22 protein-coding genes are annotated in these 22,592 nt (G+C 35.4%); all 22 read right to left on the bottom strand.

Going from position 1 to position 22,592, the window contains the following annotated elements:
- Positions 1 to 74 precede the first annotated feature (74 nt).
- Entirely contained in the window at positions 75 to 1,565 is a 1,491-nt protein-coding gene (locus JML65_RS15695) for an MFS transporter (protein ID WP_047494829.1), read from the bottom strand.
- A gap of 106 nt (positions 1,566 to 1,671) precedes the next feature.
- Positions 1,672 to 2,850 carry an acetyl-CoA C-acyltransferase gene (locus tag JML65_RS15690; RefSeq protein ID WP_202271369.1) on the bottom strand — a complete coding sequence of 393 codons (1,179 nt, stop codon included), beginning with the start codon at positions 2,848 to 2,850 and terminating at the stop codon, positions 1,672 to 1,674.
- Between the two features lie 10 nt (positions 2,851 to 2,860).
- On the bottom strand, positions 2,861 to 3,250 hold the full coding sequence (locus JML65_RS15685; RefSeq protein ID WP_047494837.1) for a hypothetical protein: 390 nt from the start codon (positions 3,248 to 3,250) through the stop codon (positions 2,861 to 2,863).
- A gap of 23 nt (positions 3,251 to 3,273) precedes the next feature.
- Complete coding sequence (locus JML65_RS15680) at positions 3,274 to 3,678, bottom strand: hypothetical protein (RefSeq protein WP_115918821.1); 405 nt, start codon at positions 3,676 to 3,678, stop codon at positions 3,274 to 3,276.
- A gap of 296 nt (positions 3,679 to 3,974) precedes the next feature.
- Positions 3,975 to 5,357 (bottom strand): nucleoside permease, encoded by a 1,383-nt coding sequence (locus JML65_RS15675; RefSeq protein ID WP_047494844.1) that lies wholly within the window; start codon positions 5,355 to 5,357, stop codon positions 3,975 to 3,977.
- A gap of 21 nt (positions 5,358 to 5,378) precedes the next feature.
- Positions 5,379 to 5,978: a bifunctional nuclease family protein gene (locus JML65_RS15670; RefSeq protein WP_047494847.1), complete on the bottom strand. Its 600-nt coding sequence runs from the start codon at positions 5,976 to 5,978 to the stop codon at positions 5,379 to 5,381.
- Positions 5,979 to 6,158: 180 nt separating this feature from the next.
- On the bottom strand, positions 6,159 to 7,106 hold the full coding sequence (locus JML65_RS15665) for an electron transfer flavoprotein subunit alpha/FixB family protein (RefSeq protein ID WP_047494850.1): 948 nt from the start codon (positions 7,104 to 7,106) through the stop codon (positions 6,159 to 6,161).
- Between the two features lie 85 nt (positions 7,107 to 7,191).
- Positions 7,192 to 7,938, bottom strand: coding sequence for an electron transfer flavoprotein subunit beta/FixA family protein (locus JML65_RS15660; protein WP_047494853.1), 747 nt, complete (start codon positions 7,936 to 7,938; stop codon positions 7,192 to 7,194).
- Between the two features lie 150 nt (positions 7,939 to 8,088).
- The gene (locus tag JML65_RS15655; RefSeq protein ID WP_202271368.1) at positions 8,089 to 8,796 is read right to left on the bottom strand and encodes an SDR family oxidoreductase; all 708 of its coding nucleotides are present in this window, start codon (positions 8,794 to 8,796) and stop codon (positions 8,089 to 8,091) included.
- A 78-nt stretch (positions 8,797 to 8,874) separates the two neighbouring features.
- Positions 8,875 to 9,765 carry a T9SS-dependent choice-of-anchor J family protein gene (locus JML65_RS15650; protein WP_081989202.1) on the bottom strand — a complete coding sequence of 297 codons (891 nt, stop codon included), beginning with the start codon at positions 9,763 to 9,765 and terminating at the stop codon, positions 8,875 to 8,877.
- A 265-nt stretch (positions 9,766 to 10,030) separates the two neighbouring features.
- Positions 10,031 to 11,038 carry a T9SS type A sorting domain-containing protein gene (locus JML65_RS15645; RefSeq protein WP_047494867.1) on the bottom strand — a complete coding sequence of 336 codons (1,008 nt, stop codon included), beginning with the start codon at positions 11,036 to 11,038 and terminating at the stop codon, positions 10,031 to 10,033.
- A gap of 239 nt (positions 11,039 to 11,277) precedes the next feature.
- Entirely contained in the window at positions 11,278 to 12,195 is a 918-nt protein-coding gene (locus tag JML65_RS15640; RefSeq protein WP_202271367.1) for a T9SS type A sorting domain-containing protein, read from the bottom strand.
- A gap of 343 nt (positions 12,196 to 12,538) precedes the next feature.
- Positions 12,539 to 13,918, bottom strand: coding sequence for a dipeptidase (locus JML65_RS15635; protein ID WP_047494870.1), 1,380 nt, complete (start codon positions 13,916 to 13,918; stop codon positions 12,539 to 12,541).
- A gap of 156 nt (positions 13,919 to 14,074) precedes the next feature.
- On the bottom strand, positions 14,075 to 14,350 hold the full coding sequence (locus tag JML65_RS15630) for a hypothetical protein (RefSeq protein WP_047494873.1): 276 nt from the start codon (positions 14,348 to 14,350) through the stop codon (positions 14,075 to 14,077).
- Between the two features lie 55 nt (positions 14,351 to 14,405).
- Positions 14,406 to 15,554 carry a class I SAM-dependent methyltransferase gene (locus tag JML65_RS15625; protein ID WP_202271366.1) on the bottom strand — a complete coding sequence of 383 codons (1,149 nt, stop codon included), beginning with the start codon at positions 15,552 to 15,554 and terminating at the stop codon, positions 14,406 to 14,408.
- A gap of 243 nt (positions 15,555 to 15,797) precedes the next feature.
- Positions 15,798 to 16,958, bottom strand: a complete 1,161-nt coding sequence (locus JML65_RS15620; RefSeq protein ID WP_202271365.1) for a methylmalonyl-CoA mutase family protein — start codon at positions 16,956 to 16,958, stop codon at positions 15,798 to 15,800.
- Positions 16,959 to 17,083: 125 nt separating this feature from the next.
- On the bottom strand, positions 17,084 to 17,440 hold the full coding sequence (locus JML65_RS15615) for an FtsB family cell division protein (protein ID WP_047494884.1): 357 nt from the start codon (positions 17,438 to 17,440) through the stop codon (positions 17,084 to 17,086).
- A 3-nt stretch (positions 17,441 to 17,443) separates the two neighbouring features.
- A complete protein-coding gene (udk, locus tag JML65_RS15610) occupies positions 17,444 to 18,058 on the bottom strand; it encodes a uridine kinase (RefSeq protein WP_047494887.1) in 615 nt (204 codons plus the stop codon).
- A 207-nt stretch (positions 18,059 to 18,265) separates the two neighbouring features.
- Positions 18,266 to 18,571 carry an ATP-dependent Clp protease adaptor ClpS gene (locus tag JML65_RS15605; RefSeq protein WP_052188768.1) on the bottom strand — a complete coding sequence of 102 codons (306 nt, stop codon included), beginning with the start codon at positions 18,569 to 18,571 and terminating at the stop codon, positions 18,266 to 18,268.
- Positions 18,572 to 18,585: 14 nt separating this feature from the next.
- Positions 18,586 to 19,944: a hemolysin family protein gene (locus tag JML65_RS15600; protein WP_202271364.1), complete on the bottom strand. Its 1,359-nt coding sequence runs from the start codon at positions 19,942 to 19,944 to the stop codon at positions 18,586 to 18,588.
- Positions 19,945 to 20,048: 104 nt separating this feature from the next.
- Positions 20,049 to 20,912, bottom strand: a complete 864-nt coding sequence (gene atpG / locus JML65_RS15595) for an ATP synthase F1 subunit gamma (protein WP_047490908.1) — start codon at positions 20,910 to 20,912, stop codon at positions 20,049 to 20,051.
- An 87-nt stretch (positions 20,913 to 20,999) separates the two neighbouring features.
- The gene (atpA, locus tag JML65_RS15590; RefSeq protein WP_047490910.1) at positions 21,000 to 22,577 is read right to left on the bottom strand and encodes a F0F1 ATP synthase subunit alpha; all 1,578 of its coding nucleotides are present in this window, start codon (positions 22,575 to 22,577) and stop codon (positions 21,000 to 21,002) included.
- Positions 22,578 to 22,592 lie beyond the last annotated feature (15 nt).

The following is a 22,592-nucleotide window of genomic DNA, read 5'->3' as shown; positions in this document are numbered from 1 at the left end:
TAATATTTTAAAATATCGTAATCCGTAAATTAAATTATAAAAAAAAGACGTTAAAATTAACGTCTTTTATATTTTTATAAGGTATCTCTCTCTTTTCGCATGGTAACCTTCAGGAAGCGGATCAATACGAGCCCTGCTCCAAAGAATACAGTCATTGATAAAGCTGCGATACGCATATTGTTGAAATGCTCAATAAGAGTGGCAAAGATAAATGTACCGATGATAATCGCAATTTTCTCCAATACGTCATAAAAGCTGAAATAAGTGGTATTCTCCATAGAGTCTACTGGAAGCAGTTTCGAGTAAGTAGATCTGGACATGGCCTGAAGACCACCCATTACCAATCCTACTACTGCAGCAACACCGTAGAACTGATATTCCACTGTAGGGTTTTCTTTATTTAGGAAATAGGCCCACAGACAGGCTACAATCCATAATACGATAGCAATGGAAATTACATTTTTATTACCAATTCTTTTGGATAGCCTTGAGAATATTACAGCTCCTATGATGGCTTCAATCTGAATCACCAATAAGGTACCGATCAGTTTATCCTGTGCCAGATTGATCTCACTTTTCCCAAATAACGTTGCCATCAGGAAAATGGTCTGCATTCCTACACTATAAAAGAAGAAACTTGATAAAAAGAATTTAAGGTTTCTGTCTTTAAAAAGAACTCCACCCACTTTAAACAGTTCATGAAAACTTTCTTTGGCAATATCTTTATAAAAGCTCATATTGTCTTTTAATACCTCAAAAAAACCTCCCTGCTCTTCATGCTTTTTAAAGATGTTTTTATAGTTTAACAAGACAAGGTCCTTAGGTAATTTATCTTTCACATCTCCAAATTGGGGAAGATGCTTGAACGTGTACTGAGAGAAACCGAACCACCATGCCCCGGTCAGTAAGAAGCTTATTCTTGTAAATAATAACTGTTGAGCTGCTCCTTTTGCAAAAACCTGGATTAATATTAAACAAATTACTACCAAGACTACAGATCCAAGATAACCATATACATATCCTTTTGCAGAAAGAGCATCCTGTTTATCTTGTGTGGCAATATCAGGCAGAAATGAGTTGTAGAAGACCAAACTTCCCCAGAACCCTATACTGGCGGTTATACTGAAAAGAAGGCCCAGAAATACATTGTGCATTCCTGTAAACATAGCTAATCCCATACATGAGGTAGCCCCCAGATAACAGAAAAACTGCAGGAATGATTTTTTATTTCCAATGGTATCAGCCAATGAAGACAAAAATGGAGAAAGCAATACCACTACAAAAAATGATATTGTTAAAGAATATCCATACACGGCATCCGGTTGATATTCTTCTCCAAAAATTTTGATCATGTGCCTTACCGGAACATCAATCCACTTTTTTGTTTCTGCTACATATTCCTTTTTTTCATACGCAGTGGTAAGAATAGAATAATAGATAGGAAAAATAGTAGAAGTAATAACCAAAGAGTATACAGAATTGGCCCAGTCATATACTGCCCAGGCTTTCATAATCTTTGGATTATTTTTTATGTTTTTAGGCTGTCGATTCTCAGTTTCAGACATTTCAATTAAATATTAGTAGCACAAAAATAGAAAAACCATTAAGAAATGAATAAGTTTTTAAAAAAATTATCCATTCCTTAATGGTAATGTATTATTATACAGAATATTAGATATTCTCAATCACGATTGCAGAAGCACCACCACCACCATTACAGATAGCTGCAGCACCATATTTTGCATTATTCTGCTTCAATACGTTGATCAATGTAACGATAATTCTTGAACCAGAACTTCCCAGTGGGTGTCCCAATGCAACAGCACCGCCATTTACGTTTACTTTAGAAGCATCCAATCCCAAAATTTTATTGTTAGCCAGTCCTACTACAGAGAAAGCTTCATTAAATTCAAAGAAATCAATATCTGAAACTTCCAACCCTGCTTTCTTAAGAGCAATAGGCAATGCTTTTGCTGGAGCTGTTGTAAAGTTTTCAGGTTCGTGTGCTGCATCCGCATAAGAAACGATTTTTGCTAGAGGTGTAAGCCCCAATTCTTCCATTTTTTCTTTAGAAACAAGAATTAAAGCTGAAGCACCGTCATTTAATGTAGAAGCATTAGCAGCCGTTACCGTACCATCTTCTTTCTTGAATACTGTAGGAAGCGTTGAAATTCTGTCGAAATTCACCGCTTTATATTCTTCATCTTCTGCAAAGATGATAGGTTCTCCTTTTCTTTGAGGAATAGAAACCGGTACGATTTCGTCATTAAATTTCCCTTCGCTCCAGGCTTTTGCTGATCTTTTATAAGATTCCACTGCAAAATTATCCTGTTCTTCTCTTGTAATATTATAGTCAGCAGCACACTTTTCTGCGCATACTCCCATATGTACTTTATTGTATACGTCTGTAAGACCGTCTAATACCATACCATCCAGCACTTTGATATCACCCAGTTTTGTAGCTACCCTTGCATTATAGTAATGAGGTACTAAAGACATATTTTCCATACCACCTGCAACAATTACCTCAGCGTCACCTGCCTTAATAGCCTGTGCAGCCATTGTTACAGCTTTCATTCCTGAAGCACAAACTTTATTTACAGTAGTAGAAGGTGTATGTATTGAAAGACCCGCTCCCAAAGCTACCTGACGAGCCGGTGCCTGACCTTCTCCAGCCTGCAGTACATTCCCCATATAGATCTCCTGAACATTATTAGGATCAAGACCAATTTTATCTAATGCTCCTTTTACTGCAGTAGCTCCCAGCTTTGTAGCCGGAACTGTTGATAAGCTTCCCATAAAACTCCCCATCGGAGTTCTTACTGCGGAAACAATGAATACTTCTTTCATGTGTATAATTTTATTTTGATTTTGCTTTTGCATATATCAGCTCTATCTGAGAGTTCCCGATACGTGTCTGTATTTGTAAATAGTTGTCCTGAGTCTTCGTAATGATATTACTGAAGACATCACCAACCTTTATGCGATCATTTTGAGCCGTTTTCTCTATGACTATGGCTTTATAACTACAGTCATTCAAAAAAACAAGCGATGATTTTATATAGTCTTTACCATTATTAAAATATTCCGTCTGAACATTATCTTTAATGGTCATATTCCAAATTCCAGCAGGATAATCTACGCGAACGAATCTTCCTTCTTTTATACTGGCACATTTAGCCGGGTTATCCGGTTTTTTCAGTTCAAATCTCTGAGCTTTAACCTGTGAAACACCCAGTAATATCATCATTACCGGAAAAATTTTAAAAAATCTCATATCTGTGTTCTATTATTTACTTTTTTACTCCTTCCTCCGGCGATCATCAGTAAGGCTCCCAGAAACTCTACTCCCCAGCCCCATTTCAGTTTTACGACCCCTGCAAAGGTTTCTCTCCATGATTTAAAAGGTAAAAAGCTGAAATAATCTAAAGACTGCATTTTCACTGCGATCAATGTGAATATAAAGAATAGGATCAGCAGAATACCAAAAAATCTTACGATCTTCGTATTGTTATTTACGATTCCAAAGACGGCACATGCTGCAAAAAGCCAGCACGTGATGGCTAAATAGTGGTCAAGTTTCCAATAGTTCCAATTTCCGATAATAGGTACATGTACCAAAGGTAAAAAACTCCCTATAACCACCAATAAAAGTCCTAATAACTGAATGTTTTTCATATTTACTAAAGTGCCAAAATACGAAAAAAAACACATTTCCAAATGATGTATTTCAAAAACAGAACATTCACATAAAAACAATAATTAATAACAAATATTCTTTACTAAAAATATCTATTTAATAATTAAACGGCATTTTTATTATCAAAAGAGAAAATTAAAATTGTAATTTATCATGCAATTTTCATCCCTGATTAGCAGTTTACGGGAACCAAACTTATTCCCTAAAAGGTCTTTAATAAAAAATTGCACTTTCATGACAAAAGTGCAATTTTTATTTTTTATGATTAATTGAATTAATGTTTTATTGAAGACAGCTCTTCCGGATTGTGCTTATGTCTAAACAGTATAGCAAAAAATATAGCAAGTACTAAAGCATAAATAGCAAAAGAAAGCCATATCTGTTGCCAGTCTTTCACCATAACCACTGAAGAAAGCGTTCCATCAGAATTCACAACTGCATTAAAACTTGTTTTTAAAATCTCCAGGAAAGTAGGATTGTCAGCTGTTGTATCCAAGTACGCAGAAAGATCTGAAGCAGTGGTAAACTTATGGGTAAAGAATCTATCTATAGCCCACCCTGCAATATAACTTCCAAAAACAGCTCCAAATCCATTGGTCATCATCATAAATAACCCCTGAGCAGAAGAACGGATATTCTTATCTGTAGTGGTCTCCACAAAAAGAGATCCTGAAATATTAAAGAAATCAAAAGCCATTCCGTATACAATACAAGAAAGGATGATTAATGATAATCCATAGCCATCCGGAACACCGTAGGCAAAGAATCCAAATCTTAACACCCATGCCAGCATAGACATTAACATTACTTTCTTAATTCCAAATTTCTTCAAGAAGAAAGGTATTGCCAAGATAAACAGGGTTTCTGAAACCTGAGAAATAGACATAATAATAGTAGATCTCTGTACTACAAATGAATCTGCATATTTTGGAAAATGGGCAAATTCACTTAAAAAGACATCACCATATGCATTTGTCAGCTGAAGTGCTGCTCCCAAAAGCATTGAAAACAAAAAGAACAAAGCCATTTTATAGTTCCCAAAAAGCTTAAATGCATTAAGCCCTAATTGCTCGGATAAAGGAGCTGTTTTGTCTATTAATTTTTGTGGCGGGCATTTCGGTAAAGTAAGGGCATAGATTCCTAAAACAATTGCTATTGCCCCTCCGATATAAAACTGTCCTTCAGTTGCTTTATTCCCTGTAAGATTTGTAATCCACATAGCCACAATAAAACCAATAGTTCCCCACACACGAATTGGTGGAAAATCTTTTACCACATCCAAATTATTGTTTTTAAGGATGGTGTAGGAAATAGAATTGGCAAGGGCAATGGTAGGCATATAAAAACACATTGCCACAAGCATCACCGAAAAGAAAGAATTAGGATCAGCAGAATGCGGCAAAATGAAAAGAATAGCCCCGTAAAGGATATGCAAAACTGAGAAAATACGCTCGGCGTTTACCCAACGGTCAGCAATAATCCCAGTAATGGTAGGCATAAATATGGAAGCAATTCCCATTGTTCCGAAGACAGCTCCAAACTGTGTTCCTTCCCAATGTTTTGTGCCAAACCAGAAGTTAGCCATCGTAATCAGCCATGCTCCCCAGACAAAAAACTGGAGAAAACTGAGGATGGTCAGTCGTAATTTTAAATTCATAGTTTATATAAAGTATCTCTTTTAATCAATTTTCTTTTTCCTCCTCTTAATTTCTTCCTGAATTTCAAGAGCAGTATCATAATCTTCTTCTCTAACGGCATCATCCAATAATTTCTGAAGCTCCTCCATAGAAAGAGATGTTAAGTTGTCTTCATTCTGCACGGTTTCTGAAAAGCCCTGCTCTTCTTTTGCTACATCTTCCAGTTCCAGTAAAATTCCGGCTTCGTTTAAGACCTGTTGAGTCGTAAAAATAGGCGCATCAAATCTTACTGCCATTGCAACAGCATCAGAAGTTCTGGCATCAAGGATTAATTCTTCCTCAGTAGTTTTACTTTTAAAATTGATATTTGAAAAGAAAACACCATCTACAATCTGATAAATAATAACAGAAACCAATTCATAATTGGCAGAAACTATAAATTTTGTGAATAAGTCATGGGTAAGAGGACGTGGCGGATGAATATCTTTTTCCAGTCCTAAAGAGATAGACTGGGCTTCGAAATTTCCTATAACAACAGGTAATTTTATGTGTGTTTCTTCATGCTCCAATAACAATGCGTAAGCCCCCGATTGGGTCTGACTATACGATATTCCGCGAATAATTAGCTGCTTATAATCCATAGCTACAAATATAGATTAATTTTTTATTGTGATTTTACTTTTTCACACAAAAATAAAAGCCCGGAAAGCCGAGCTTTTATTGTATTGTGTATGACGATCAATGGTCAATAGTTAGGGTTACGTTGCAAGTGAATTATTACTATTAACAAGCAGAGCTCCCGGGCTATTTTCCATTCATTTTTATCCTTTTAATGCTTTGATTTTCTCTGTTAGTGCAGGAATAATCTGGAAAGCGTCTCCTACTACTCCATAGTCTGCAGACTTGAAGAAAGGTGCTTCAGCATCACTGTTGATGACAACAATAGTTTTTGAAGAGTTTACTCCAGCCAGGTGCTGAATAGCTCCCGAAATCCCTACAGCAATGTAAAGATTAGGTGCAATAGCTTTACCTGTTTGTCCTACGTGCTCTGTGTGAGGTCTCCATCCAATATCAGAAACAGGCTTAGAACATGCTGTAGCAGCTCCTAAAACATTAGCCAGCTCTTCAATCATACCCCAGTTCTCAGGTCCTTTCATACCTCTTCCCGCAGAAACTACAACTTCTGCTTCTTTAAGGTCTAATTTCCCTGAGCTCTGCTCGTGAGAGATCACTTTAGTATCTTCGTTAGCTACTGAAAGGTTTTTCACTTCTTCTGAACCGGATACAGCATTTTCTTTTACTCCGAAAGCGTTCTGAGAAACAGTAACAATAACTCCGTTTCCTTCAGCTTTTGCATGCATAAATCCTTTTCCTGAGAATGCTTTTCTTTTTACCTGGAAAGGTGAAAGACTTTCAGGAGCTTCCAAAGCGTTAGTAAGTAAAGAATAGTTCTTCATTACTGCAAGCATTGGAGCAATTGAAGAAGCGTCAGTAGTATGAGGGAAAACAATAATATTTCCGTCTAATACTTCACTTACTGCCTGAGCATATGCTTTTGCTGAAAAGCTCTTAAGACCTTCGTCTTTGATATTAATTACATTAGATGCTCCATACTTATATAATAAATCTGAAGAATCGGTAGGGTTTACGGTGATTGCTGTCACTGTATCTCCAGCTTTATCAGCAACAGCTTTAGCATAAGAAACCGCTTCAAAAGCTGCTTTTTTGTAAACTCCGTTTATATTTTCTGCGTATACGAATACTGCCATTTTTAAAATAATTTAAAGATTAAAATAAGGGTTTAGATTAAGGCTAAGGATTGAGTGGGACCCAAACTTTGCCTCTACCTCAATACTAGATTACTTTAGCTTCTTCGTGAAGTAATCTTACCAACTCATCTAAATTGTCCGGAGAAACCATTTTTACAGCAGCTCTTGGAGGAACGCTATCATAAGATACTCCCTGAACTTTCACTTCAGAAGAAGTAGGTTCTACTACCTGTAAAGGTTTTGTTCTTGCAGACATAATTCCTCTCATATTCGGAATGATAAGGTCTTTTTCATCTACTAATCCTTTCTGACCTGCAATAATTGCCGGTAGTTTTACAGAAATAGTTTCTTTTCCTCCTTCAATTTCTCTTATAGCAGTTGCTTCGCTTCCATTCACGTCTAATCCTACTGACGCGTTAACGAAAGGCTGGTTTAGCAATTGAGCAACCATTCCCGGAACTGAACCACCGTTATAGTCGATAGATTCTTTCCCGCAAAGGATAAGGTCATATCCTCCGTTTTGAGCTACAGCAGCGATTTCTTTCGCTGTAGAATAGCTATCTTTAGGATCAAGGTTTACTCTTACAGCATCATTTGCACCAATCGCCAGAGCTTTTCTGATTACCGGTTCTGTAGCAGCGTCTCCTACGTTAATTACAGTTACAGTAGCTCCTTGAGATTCCTGAAGCTTAACCGCTTTTGTTAACGCAAATTCATCTAAAGGGTTAATTACCCACTGAATTCCGTTTTTGTCGAAAGCAGATTTATCTGCTGTAAAGTTAATCTTCGAAGTAGTATCCGGAACACTACTAATACAAACTAATATTTTCATGTGTACTATTTTATTTTTTCCCTTTTACGCACAAAACCAACAACGGTTTATGCAGAGATTTTGTTTGAATTAATTTTTGCTAATATAAATAAAAAATATATTATGCATGCATAATACTTACTAAATTATTATTCAATACATTAGAAGTATTTACTTTCCTGGTTTTGTTGCTCTAAACTCTATTTTACTTGGTAAAACTCTAGGATTCATCTTTAAAATATCCAATATAAGATTTCCCATATCTTCCGGCTGAATCTTCCAGCTGTCTTTTTCAGATGGGGTGTTTCCATTAAAATGAGTGGCCACTGATCCGGGCATAATGACGGTAGATTTAATATTATATTTTCTTAAATCAATCATTGCTGCCTGAGTAAATCCTACGACTCCAAATTTTGAAGCATTATAACCTGTTCCATTTTCAAAAAAGTTAGCTCCTGCCAAACTTGAAATGGTAATATAATAACCTTCTGTCTTTTTCAGTTCTTCAACAGAAGCTTTTAGGGTATAGAAAACACCGGTAAGGTTGGTTTCTATCATATCATTCCATTCTTCAGCTGTCAGCTCATCTACCGGCTTAAAAATACCTAATCCGGCATTGGCAATAACAAAATCCAGTCTTCCGAATTTTTCCAAAGTATATTGTATAGCTTCCTGTTCGCTTTCAAGGCTCCTTACATCAGAAACAATCCCTAACACATTTTCAGAATACTGCTTAAGCTCTTCTTCAGCTTTCAGAACATCATCTCTTTTTCTTCCCGAAAATGCCACCGAGATACCATTTTCCAGCAATATTTTCGCAATCCCAAAGCCTATTCCTTTAGTTCCTCCTGTTATATAAGCTGTTTTATTTTCTAACATAGCATAAAAAATTTAATTCTCTAAAATAACAAAAACGCTCCAATTGGAGCGTTCACTGATACTAAGATTTATCAGGTATTATTTTTTTATAAATTTCTCTGTCGTTTTACCCTCTTTCGTTTCAATATTAATGATATAGCTTCCTGCATTCAGGTTTCCAACATTTACTTTATTTCCATCTAGATCTGCAACTACTTTTCTTCCGCTGATATCATAAACTTCCACTTTGTTTACTTTTTCTTTAGATTTAATCGTAAGAACATCAGATGCCGGATTAGGAAAAACATAAACAGAAGAAGATGCCTTAGAGGTTTCAGAAGTTGCCAAAGTACCTGTTGTGGTCACTTTAAAGTCATCCACAAATAGGGCAAATTGGTCATCTGAAACACATTGTATTGCAATATATACATTCTGTCCCGCATAAGTATCTAAATTAAAAGTATGCTGAGCCCATTCTACGGCCGCCGGAGTTACTATTGTATTTGTATTAATTTTAGTAAAGTTTGCTGTTTGCGTATCTGTTGTTGAAACGTAGACATTGAATTTTTCTAATCCGTAATTAGCATGAATAGGTTTCACCCAAAAACTTAGAGTATTTCCTGTTGATCCTAAAGTTATTTGGGGACTAATTAACCAATCGTTATTGACCAGAGGCGCAGGACTACTGACATTAAAACATGCCATCGCTTTATTTCCTGTTCTGGCTGCAGTCTGATTTGAAATAGTTACAGGAACAATTCCTCCTCTATTAAAAACAATGAACGCCTTGGCAATTCCTTGATTAGGAAAAGTAGAGTTCTGCAGCACATATGACTGTTTTCCATCTAAATCTGTTAATGTCCAATTCCCTACATTTCCTGTTGTATAGGCAAAATCCGTATAATTTTCAAAACTATCTTCAAAGATTGTCGTTTGTGCATTTAAAGAGGATAATCCTAAAAAGGCACTCAAATATAAAGTTCTCATCATAATTTTTTATTTTACAACAAGTTTAAGTACACCTATATTCTATTCCAAATTTAAAATGAGGAATTTATAAAATAACCAACAAAAAGCCAAAAACCATATCATTTACTTATAAAATTGCATGAAAAAAGAAAAAATTAGTTAATAAATTCACTAATATTCTTTATGCAATTTGGTTTAATAAAAGAGTATTTATACTTTTCAGAATTGATTACAACAAAAAAACGCTCCAATTGGAGCGTTTACTGATACTAAGATTTATCAGGTATTATTTTTTTATAAATTTCTCTGTCGTTTTACCGTCTTTCGTTTCAATATTAATGATATAGCTTCCTGCATTCAGGCCTCCAACATTTACTTTATCATTATTGATGTCAACATTAATTTTTCTACCGCTCATATCAAAGATTTCAACCTTATTTATCTTTGCTTCTGCTTTAATGGTTAAGACATCTGAAACCGGGTTAGGATAAACAGATACAGGAGCTTTTGCAGAAACAGAAACATCCGCAGTTCCAAGGGTTGCAGAGTTTCCATACATAACGTTAACATTATCTACGAAAGCCTCATTTGCTACAGTATTTCCTTCATCTGTCGATGAAACAAAATCAAGCTCAGCCGGAACTAAACCGGTAGAAACACTATACCCTGGATTTGTGGCATTTGTAAAATTAAATGTTCCTTCAGGATACGTCCAGGAATATGCACCCGTTGTTTTATTATATGTAAATGACACTGATACCCATGTATTAGCCGCATAGGTTGCAGATCCCAGTCCAATACTGTAAAATCTTGCTGTACTTCCCGCTGGGGTTAATCTTCCCATACCACTAATGGTTTTTGTAGAATAATCATAATTTATTCCAACAATTCCAGCACCGGCAGCATCATACATTGCACATTGGATTTTACCAGCACCCGTTGCCGGTCCTGTATAAATATCCAAAGTTCCTTTCAGGATATTATTTCCCGCTGTAGCAGTTGTGGTGATTGATTTAAAGGCAAATCTAACATTTGAGGAATTGTCAAGATCATCATACCCTGCACCACTTTTAATTTTTAAAGAATTACCATGGGCTGCATCCAGTGCTGCTACCTGATAATCACTTCCTACTCCACCATAGATATAAAAGCCTCCCTGCCCTGGTAAACTTCCCGTTGCATCAGTGGCTAAATTCCCTAATGTTAAAGCATTAAAATTCTCATTTAAAACTGTTTGCGCTGAAACTCCAATTGAAAATGCAGCTCCACACGCAACTAGTAAAAATTTCTTCATGATATTATTTATTTTTAATTCGACGCAAAAATAGAATATTTATTCTAAAAAAAACATCAAACATCTAAAAAAACAAGTAATAATCAACTATTCAGCGTTTTTATATAAAAATATTGCATTAAAAATCATCAATTAAACACGTTAAAATAATATTAAAACAACATCATAAAGTTAATTTTTTAAACAAAATATCACTTTTTACTTAATTTTATTTTTATTCTTCATCATGCCTTCAATGGTTATTTTTTTACAAACTTTTCCGTAAAGGTTCTATCTCCTGACTGTATGCTCATAAAATAAAGCCCTGGTAAAAGGTGCTTTACATCTATTGTATTATTCTGTAATCCTATATTGATCTTTTTTCCGGTACCATCATACACCTCCACTTTATTTATTACATCCAGTGTATTTATTTTTATAAAATCTGTTGTTGGATTAGGATATAATGATACTGTATGATAGCTTATCTTATCGTCTTTAACCGTCAAAATGGTCTCGGAATTGATCTTAATCTGATCAATATAAGCCGTTCCTAAAGCATTGTCATGTACAAAACGAAGCTGATCTATATTGAGTGAGCTTACAGCCAATCCTGTATATATCAAAGTGTCATTGAGATAATATCTGATATCTGAGGCTGTTCCTATAACTTTAAACCTATACCAGGTATTTGGAGACCAGGTTTCAGGAGTAGAAACAAGCTCCAAAGAGCCGGAAACCTTGTCTAAAACTTTTATGGCACCTGTCTTATCAAAATCAAGCCTTACGACCAACTGCTCTGCAATACTGTCAACTCCCTGGAATCCAAAAACAGAGCCATCAAGCTGAGAGATATTAATATCAAATGAAACCGAAAAAAGGGTATACAGAAGGGGTGTCGGCAAATTATAAAAACCACCGATGATAGGTTCTGATTGGGTTCCATAAGTATTTTCTTTGACAATTTTCAGGGAAGCATTTCCGTTACTGGCATAATCCTGACTAATAACCTGATTCATAACATAAGCTGGGTTTCCTCCTGTAGGAGTACTTATCCAATTATTTTGTCCATGGATATTGGCGGCTAAAAAACCTTCGTTGTCTTCAAAGGAAATAGATTGCTGAGCGAAAGAAAATACTGAAAGTAAGACACATGCGATTGAGTAGTATTTTTTCATAGTAAAGTTTAAGTTTCGGAATAAAAATAAAAACTTCAAAGAATTAAAAAAATACCATTCATCAAGCAGAAATCCGATTATTGTCACTAATTTATAACCCCTAAAAAACATAACAGGGCAAGGTGTTTGATACAAAAGCGGTTTACAATTTTTACTATAAATCTCCACATAGTAAACCGGAGGAAAAAATGATTGGGTTCCTGTTTAATTGAGCATTGTCTTTCAAATTTGTATGGGGAATTTTCTAAGTGTGAATCCTTTTTTTTCACAAGCTTATTTAGATATATAAAAAAATCAAGCGCTCCTGGAAAGAAGCGCTTGAGATATTGATATAATAAGTCTATTATTTTGAATAATTTTCAAAGAACAACGGGATACTTTCAATTCCTTTATAGAAATTAAACAAACCATAATGCTCATTTGGAGAGTGAATAGCGTCAGAATCCAGTCCAAAGCCCATTAATACAGACTTAGCTCCCAGAACTTTCTCGAACATCGCTGTGATCGGAATACTTCCCCCACTTCTGTACGGTAGCACTTCTTTACCAAATGCTGTTTCCATAGCCTGTTTAGCTGCTAAAAACTCTTTGGTATCACTTTGTAACACATAAGGCATTCCTCCATGGTGAGGAGTAACTTTAACCTTTACAGTTTCCGGAGCTATTTTTTCAAAATATTTTGTGAATTTTTCGGTAATCTCTTCAGGAGTCTGATAAGGAACCAAACGCATTGAAATTTTAGCAAAAGCTTTTGAAGGAATTACTGTTTTAGCACCTTCTCCTGTATATCCTCCCCAGATTCCATTACAGTCTAATGTAGGACGAATAGAAGCTCTTTCAAGAGTTGTATATCCTTTTTCACCTTCTATACCGCTTAATCCGATTGATTTCTTGAATTCTTCAGGATTGTCTTTCAGCTTGTTCATTTCAGCTCTGTCCGCATCAGATACTACTTCCACGTTATCATAGAATCCATCAATTGTAATATGACCGTTTTCATCAATCAGATTAGCAATCATTCTTGAAAGGACATGGATAGGATTGGGAACAGCCCCTCCGTAAAGTCCGGAGTGTAAGTCTCTGTTTGGACCTTCCACTTCTACTTCTACATAGCTTAGCCCTCTTAATCCTGTTGTTACAGTTGGCTGTTCATTGCTGTAGATATGGGTATCTGAAATAAGAATACAGTCACAGGTCAGTTTTTCTTTATTTTCATTAACGAAGTCTCCTAAACTTACAGAACCTACTTCTTCTTCACCTTCTAAAATAAATTTAACGTTACATGGAAGAGTGTTTGTCTTCATCATAGCTTCAAAAGCTTTCAGATGCATAAAGAACTGTCCTTTATCATCTGCAGCCCCTCTTGCGAAGATAGCTCCATCCGGGTGAAGTTCTGTTTTTTCAATATAAGGTTCGAAAGGTGGTTTTCTCCATAGCTCCAACGGGTCTGCCGGCTGCACATCATAATGGCCATACACCAGTACTGTTGGTAAATTTTTGTCTATGATTTTTTCACCAAAAACAATAGGGTATCCTTTTGTTTCACAGATTTCAACATTGTCAGCCCCTGCATTTTTAAGGTGCGCTGCACATACATCCGCACATTTTAATACGTCATTTTTATAAGCCGGATCTGCAGAAATGGAAGGAATTCTCAGTAACTCAAATAATTCATCAACGAAACGTTGTTTGTTTTCGTTAATGTAATTTAATGTCTCTTGCATTGTAAAAATTTATTTTGTTAAAATTAAAAAAAATGCCTCTCAGAGCCAAGTAAAAACACAGGATTTTCCATACGAATTACTTATTCTCCCAACATTCATTTTTTTAATAAAAAATGCCCTGTAGAAACAGGGCACTTGTACGTCTTATACTTATAATTAGTGTTCAGCTTTTGGAGCTTCAGCCGTTTTCGGAGCTTCAGCAGATTTTGCAGCAGCGCTATCTGTTTTTGGAGCTTCAGGTTTTGCAGCAGCTTCTTCCTTGTGCCCTTCAGCAGCAGCCTCATGACCATGAGCTTTTCCACCTTGTGCATCATCAGAATATCTCTCTACTCCTTCTTCAAGTTTTAAAGTACCTTTATTCCCTCCTGCTGATACTTTTTTACAGCTTACAGCTACAGTTGCAATCGCTAAACATATAACTAATTTTCTCATGCTTAAATTTTTGATTGCCCAAAATTAAGAAATCCTGCTTTTTTCGGCAACATTTTTAGACTGATTTTAAAATTATTTTCCCTTTTTTGGATTGTGTAAAAATAAGGTAGTGCTCACCTCCGTCTTTTAAACCATATTTCTTTTTAATTTCATCAGGCTTTAAAGGATGGTTTTTTGAAATAATATTGAACTGTGATTTCTTTTCAATACTCTTAGAATCAATTAGTTCCATTTCTAAAATCCTTCCCGGAAAATTCTCTTTTTTCTCAGATGAAGTATAAATATGGGTATTAGGATGAAGTTTTTTAAGTCCAAATTTTTCTGAGACCAAATTAAAGATTCCTGCTTTTAAAATGGAATTATTAGGAATATAAATAAACTTTTCGGGTTCGGAATATTCTGAACGGGCATTTTCTTCTTCCCGAAACATAAAATTAAAAGGTAATTCTCCACTTTCAAGATTTACACAATAACATCTGATTTCGTTTACTTTTTCATTTGACAGGAAGATGACAATTTCCTTTACATCATTTTTCAAAGCAACAATATCAATCCTGAAAATATCCGGTACAACAGAAATAAGGTATTTCAGATCAATCAATGGAGAAAGTTTGATAATCACCTGTTTAGAAATAGATAATAACTTTTCCTGAATTTCAAGGATATTGGGAGACAAATCCTCCAAAAGAAAAACTTTATTCTTTTGGTGATCTCTTCTGGCCGGATCTAAATAAATGGTATCAAAATGCTCTTTATTCTCAAGTAAGAAATCCTCCAGTTTTTGATTCACAAAATTTGCTTTCTTCCCTATAATGTTCCAGTTATGTTCCACAACTTCCAGAAGTTCAGCATTTTGTTCCACTAAGGTAATGTCATCAAAATTTTTTGACAAATAGTAAGCATCAATTCCAAAACCACTTGTGAGATCAATAAATTTTTCCCCTTTTATAATTTCTGATTTATAAAAAGCTGTTTTTTCGGATGATGACTGCTCTAAATTGAGCTGTGGTGGAAAAATAATCCCTTCTTTTAAGAGAAAAGGAAACTTTTTCTCTGCCACCTGTCTTCCTTTGATCTGCTGAACAATTTCCTGAGCAGAAACCTCAGGAAAAGGAGATTTTTTTAACAGCAATGCATGTAAATCTGTATGCAGATTGGCATTAATGTAATGTTGAACTTCTTGATTTAATAGTTTATTTTCCACAAATTTTACAGATGATATCTCATTAATATTTCCGTTGATTTTTCAATTCATTGTATATAGAAAATATAGACTTTGTACATAAAGGCTTATTTGCTTTTCACTCCTCTATTCTATTTTTTTGTATTTACTTAAAATACAGTCTTCGCCCAATCAACGCTATATACATTAAAACCTTATACAAAAATTCACAGAATCATTAGTAATCATCTGTGAAAGTCTGTATAGTTTATGGTTAAAAGCAGTTTATTCAAACATTTCTGCCCAACGTACCGCTTTTATTTCTTTTTCGTTGTATAACTCGTCAATGGACTTTTTAACGTCTAATTTGGGATATAAATTAACGCCAATCAGTTTTATTTTTCCTTCTTCCACCCATTGCTGCTCTTTAACAGCATGGTCATAGATTTTTTTCTGAACCACTCCCTGCTTTAAAAGCTCCAGATAGCCTCCCGCATCTTCCATCTCAACAAAAAGGTCCCAGGCTTTCTCTGCCAGTTGTCTGGTAATATCTTCTATATAATAACTTCCATTGGAAGCATCTTCAAACACATTGATAATACTTTCGTAGGCCAGAACGATTTGTTGTTTAAAAGAAATCTCTTCTGAATTTTCAGTACTTTTTTCTACAAGATAATTATTGGTAAAAACAGCATCAGCACCACCAATCATAGCTGAAGCAAGCTCCAGTGTAGAACGGATCAGGTTATTTTCATTATCAGAAACGGCTTTATTTCTTAAAGAGGTTTCTGCAAAAATATAAGGAACTTCATCTAAGCCGTACTCTTTGGAAAGCTGATTGAAAACAATTTTAAATGCTCTCAGTTTGGCCATTTCAAAGAAATAATTTCCTCCTACAGCCAGTCTGAAAATCAGTTTGCTTACAATTTCAGGACCATAGCTTTCTACAAGTTCTTTAGTTTTAGCCAGGGCAATACCAAGCTGCTGGTAGATGGCTGCTCCCGCGTTCTGATGCAATGAAATATCAACACAGATGTTTCTTTTAAAATCTTTTGCCAACAGTTCTTTTGCCAGCTGATCATCAATACCTCCATCTTTTTCGTTAAAAACATCAATCAGGGAAAAGTACTGATCTTCTTCTTTTGGGCTGATATGGCCGGCCAGTTCTTTATTATTAACGAAAATTGTTTTCTCTTCCAGATTTTCTACATTCCGGTCTAATAAAAATGCAAATACTTCGTCTTCCAGACTTTCATGGTAAGAAGCTACCAGATGGGTACTTTCTTCAACTTTAGGTAAATTTACCAGAGGTTTCTGAACTTCTGTGTAAAATGGTTTTACCTCTATTCCTTCCAGATTTTCCTTTTCTAAAATAGGGTAAATATCCTCTGTTTTAAGTTGTTTTTTGACTAAGTTTTCCCAGTTTGGAAGTATGTTATTTGACATTAGTTTTATGTATTTGTGATGTGAACTGTCAATGGTCAATTTTGCCGTGTATGTGAGTTTCAATGTAAAGAATTAACATGCCCATTGAATTGACTTCATTATTGACTTATCCTATTCAACTTTTATTATTTCTTGGCGACTTTTGCGCTATCAACAACCAAAATAAAGATCTCTTCATTCGGCTTTTTCATAAAATAATTTTCCCGTGCATATTTTTCCTTTTCCGACTTGTTGTTCATCAGTTTTTTATAGAAAGCATCATTCTTTTCGTATTCTTTTTTATAATACTCCAGCTGATCTTCATATTTACTGATCTCACCATTCAATTCATTAATGACGAGAAATGAGGTTTTATCAAAGAAAACCATCCATACCAAAAACATACAGATTGTAATGGTATATTTATTCAAGATATACTTCTGGATCAGCTTCAATGTTTCAGATTTCGGCTGAATGTCTTTGATAAGGTTGTTTTCTTCCATTTTTTAATGTTTTCTCAACGAGTTTTTAATAACAGTAGTTAAAAAATCAATCGCTACGGAATTCTGTTTCATATTTGGGATAATAAGATCGGCATCATTTTTAGATGGCTCGATGAATTCCTGGTGCATTGGTTTCAGGGTAGTCTGGTAACGGTGTAATACTTCACCAAGGTCTCTTCCTCTTTCCTGGGTATCTCTTCTGATCCTTCTGATCAATCTTTCATCAGAGTCTGCATGAACAAATACCTTCAGATCAAATTCTTTCAACAGTTCTTTGTTGGTAAGAACTAAAATCCCTTCTACTACCAATACGTTCTTAGGTTCTACAGTGACATGATCTCCTGTTCTGGAATGCGTTACAAAGCTATAAATGGGCTGCTCAATAGACTCATTATTTTTTAAAGCTTTAACATGTTTTATCAACAGTTCAAAATCTATAGACTTCGGATGGTCATAATTGAGAGCCTCTCTTTCTGTCAGGGTTAGATTTTGGTTATCATGATAATAATTATCCTGAGAGAGGATATTCATTCCCTCAATATCAAGCTGTTGAAGTATTTTATCAACAACTGTAGTTTTGCCGGATCCCGTACCACCGGCAATTCCTATTACAAGCATTCTTTTTTGTTTCTTTATAGTTGGTACAAATATACTATTTTAGATAAAATGTAGCAATGTAAGAATATTGAGAAATTAAAAGATTAAAGGATTAAAAATTGAAAGATTCTCCGGGAAGCCTGCTATCCTTGTCATGCAAAGCTTATTACTTGGGTTTCATCTCCGGATTTAATAAAAAAAACCGGTAAATTCATTACCGGTTTTTTATTATACTATTTCGCTTGTTAATTCTCTTGAAATTAATTTTTCATGCATAGGCTTCAAAATATCCATTGAGCCTGTTTTTACGGTGCATTTGCCCTTGTAATGAACAAGCATCGTGCATTGCTCTGCCTGCTCCAGGGTATGCTTGCATACTTCAATAAGACTGTCTATCACATAATCAAATGTATGAATATCATCATTATGCAGCACCAGTTTATAGACATCATCCGTATCATCCAAAACGAGAACTTCTTCTTCATATTGACGTTTTGGATTTTCATAGTCTTTTATGCTATTATAAAAATTCATTTGTAAGCTGTTTTTTAAACTTCTCCGATTTTATCTGCTAAATTATCTATAGCATTAGGTTCCTGATATACCAATTCCACAAGCTCTACGCTCTTATTATTCATTTTCAAAATTTTGAAATGGTAATTCTCAAGGTCAAACTCCTGATTCTCTTCAGGAATCTCTGCCAATGCATTAAGGATAAATCCTGCTAATGAATTATACTCGCTTTCCTCAGAAAGAGGCAGCTTTTTAGGAAGGAATTCATTGATTTCATCCAAAGGCTGTGTAGCCTGTACCCAATAGGTGTTATCTGCTATTTTATCAACAATTTTTTCTTCGTCATCTTCCTCATCCTGAATTTCACCTACCAGCTCTTCCAGAATATCTTCAAGTGTAATAATCCCTTCTGTTCCTCCGAATTCATCGATAACAATAGCAAGGTGCTGTTTTTTCTGCTGGAAAATCTTCAATAGATCTGAAACTTTTTTACTTTCCACTACGAAAAATGCATCACGCATCAGATCTCTAAGGTCATCATGATCAAGATCTCCTTTTCTTTTAACAAATTCTCTGATAATTTCCTTGGTATAGAAAATTCCGATCACATTATCAATGGAATCTACATATACAGGAATACGGGAATAACCGCTATCCATGATCTTATTGATCATTTCATTAATATCTTCTTCAAAATCAATGGAGGTGATATTCTGTCTTGGAACCATGATCTGCTTGGCAGAATGATCTGTAAAATCAAATGCATTTTTAATGATCTCATAGTTTTCTTCTTCAATCTCTCCACTATCTGCACTTTGTTTTACCAAAAGCTGAAGCTCTTCTGTAGAGTGAATTTCCTGTTCTGAAGCAGGGTGAATTTTAACGAGTCTTAGGAATGTATTTGACATTAAGTTCATCAACCAGATAAACGGTTTAAAAACCGTATAGAAAACCCTCAATGGAACTGCTGTTGCCATTGTTGTAGCTTCTGATTTTCTGATTGCAATTGACTTTGGTATAAGCTCACCGAAAACAATATGCATAATGGTAATAAATACAAAACTGATTACCAATGCCACCGAAGTGATGGTAGCCTGACTCATATTGATACTGAGTGAGTGAAAAATATTTTCAATAATATGATGCAATGCGCTTTCCCCTACCCATCCTAAAGCCAGGGATGCCAATGTAATACCTAATTGTGTAGCAGAAAGATATTCATCCAGATGTTTGATGATATGCTCTGCCTGCTTGGCCATAGAATTACCTTCTGCGGCTTTTATTTGGATTTGTGAGTAACGAACTTTAACAATTGAAAATTCTGCGGCTACGAAAAAGCCATTTAGTAATACAAGAAATAAGGCCAGCAAAAGCCTGACTATGTCCGAGTCCATTTAGAAGTTGTATAAATTTAATTGACTACAAAGATATACAAAATATAAATAACAAAAAAAAGCATCGATAAGATCGATGCTTAATATTATGTTAAAATAATTCTTTATGAATTTTTCAAAGCTTCTGCTCCTGAAACGATCTCTAGGATTTCGTTTGTAATTGCAGCCTGTCTTGCTTTGTTGTAGAAGATCTTAAGATCATTTCTCAAAGCTTCGGCATTATCTGTAGCTTTGTGCATTGCTGTCATTCTCGCTCCGTGTTCTGAGGCTACTGAATCCAAGATAGCTTTAAAAATCTGAGTTTTAATAGACTTTGGAATCAAATTATCAAGAATTTCAGCTCTGTTAGGTTCAAAGATATAATCTGTTTCTACCTCTCCTTCTGTACTTTCAGGCATTGAGATAGGAAGAACCTTTTCTGTAGTCACTTCCTGAGTAGCGGCATTAACGAATTTGTTGTAAATAACATAAACTTCGTCAAATTTCCCTTCTCTGAAACTGCTCATTACTCCTTCGGTAACATTAGCAACCACATCAAAGTTCAGATTATCATAAACAGAACTTGCATTAGTATATACTGAACGGTTTCTTCTTACAGCATCGTATGCTTTTTTACCTACAGGAAGAACTTCAATCTCATACTGAGAATTGTTCTGAAACTGAAGGTTAAGCTCCTTAACAATAGAAGAATTAAAAGCTCCCGCAAGACCTCTGTTTGAAGTAACAGCGATGAAAAGTATTCTTTTAACCTCTCTTTTCTGAGCATATACAGAAACCTGGTCAGGATCAGAGCTAGAATTTACATTCTGGATAAGTTCCTGTAATTTTTCAGAATATGGTCTTAACATAACGATTGCATCCTGAGCTTTTTTAAGTTTCGCTGCGGAAACCATTTTCATAGCACGGGTAATTTGCATCGTAGATGAAATTGACGTAATTCTGCCTCGTATTTCTTTTAAGTTTGCCATTAATTTGAGTTAGTTGTTGGTTGTCAGTTGTCGGTTGATAATTTTAGAGAATTCTGTAAACTATCAACCAACAACCATCAACTAATTTTAGTTATATTTAGAAGCTAAATCGTTAGCTGCCTGCTTAAGAACGTTTGTAATATCGTTATCGATTTTTCCAGCCTTAATTGCAGCCATTGTATCAGGGTGCTTAGATCTTAGGAATTCGATATATTCAATTTGGAATTCTTTTACTTTTCTGATAGGAACGTTTCTTAATAAGTTCTCAGTTCCTGCATAGATCATAGCAACTTGGCTATCTACAGGAAGTGGAGAATTTACCGGCTGCTTAAGGATCTCAACGTTTCTTTCTCCTTTAGAGATAACTGCTAAAGTAGAAGCATCAAGGTCAGAACCGAATTTAGCAAACGCTTCTAATTCTTTATATTGAGCCTGGTCTAACTTCAATGTACCAGAAACTTTTTTCATTGATTTGATCTGAGCGTTACCTCCTACTCTCGATACAGAGATACCTACGTTGATCGCAGGACGAACCCCAGAGTTGAATAGATCAGACTCCAAGAAGATCTGTCCGTCAGTAATAGAGATTACGTTGGTAGGGATATATGCAGAAACGTCACCAGCCTGAGTTTCAATGATTGGAAGAGCAGTTAATGAACCACCTCCTTTCACGATTGGTCTAAGAGATTCTGGCAAGTCGTTCATTTGCTTAGCGATGTTGTCATCAGCAATTACTTTTGCCGCTCTTTCCAATAGTCTTGAGTGAAGATAGAAAACGTCTCCAGGGTAAGCTTCACGGCCCGGTGGTCTTCTTAAAAGTAGAGAAAGCTCACGGTAAGCAACAGCTTGTTTAGATAAATCATCATAAACGATCAATGCCGGTCTACCTGTGTCTCTGAAGAATTCACCGATAGCAGCACCTGCCATTGCAGAATATACCTGCATAGGAACTGGATCTGATGCGTTAGCAGCAACTACTACAGTATAAGCTAAAGCTCCTTTATCAGCAAGAGTTTTAACGATTTGTGCTACTGTAGATGCTTTCTGTCCGATAGCAACATATATACAATATACTGGATTACCAGCTTCAAAAAATTCTTTTTGGTTGATGATCGTATCGATTGCAACAGTAGTTTTACCTGTCTGTCTGTCACCAATAATAAGCTCTCTTTGTCCTCTTCCTACAGGGATCATAGAGTCGATAGCCACAATACCAGACTGTAAAGGTTCAGTTACCGGCTGTCTGAAGATAACTCCAGGAGCTTTTCTTTCTAATGGCATTTCGTATAACTCTCCAGAAATAGGACCTTTACCATCGATAGGGTTACCAAGAGTATCTACTACTCTACCTAACATTCCTTCTCCTACTTTGATAGAAGAGATTCTGTTTGTTCTTCTTACTGTATCACCTTCTTTTACTAATTTACTTTCACCTAGTAAAGCAACACCTACGTTGTCTTCTTCAAGGTTAAGTACAATACCTTCTACATCACTAGAAAATTTCACCAACTCTCCGTATTGTACGTTTTCTAACCCGTATACACGAGCAATACCATCACCGATGGTTAAAACTGTACCTACTTCCTCAACATTTGATTGAGTATCGAAGTTGGCCAATTGCTGTTTTAAGATCGCAGATACTTCTGCCGGATTTATTTCTGCCATTGTATGGTTGTTTTT

It is taken from the genome of Chryseobacterium sp. KMC2, assembly GCF_016756935.1.
GTDB lineage: Bacteria > Bacteroidota > Bacteroidia > Flavobacteriales > Weeksellaceae > Chryseobacterium > Chryseobacterium rhizosphaerae.
Note: the sequence above shows the minus strand (reverse complement) of the source record. Positions and strands in the feature narration are given on the sequence as shown.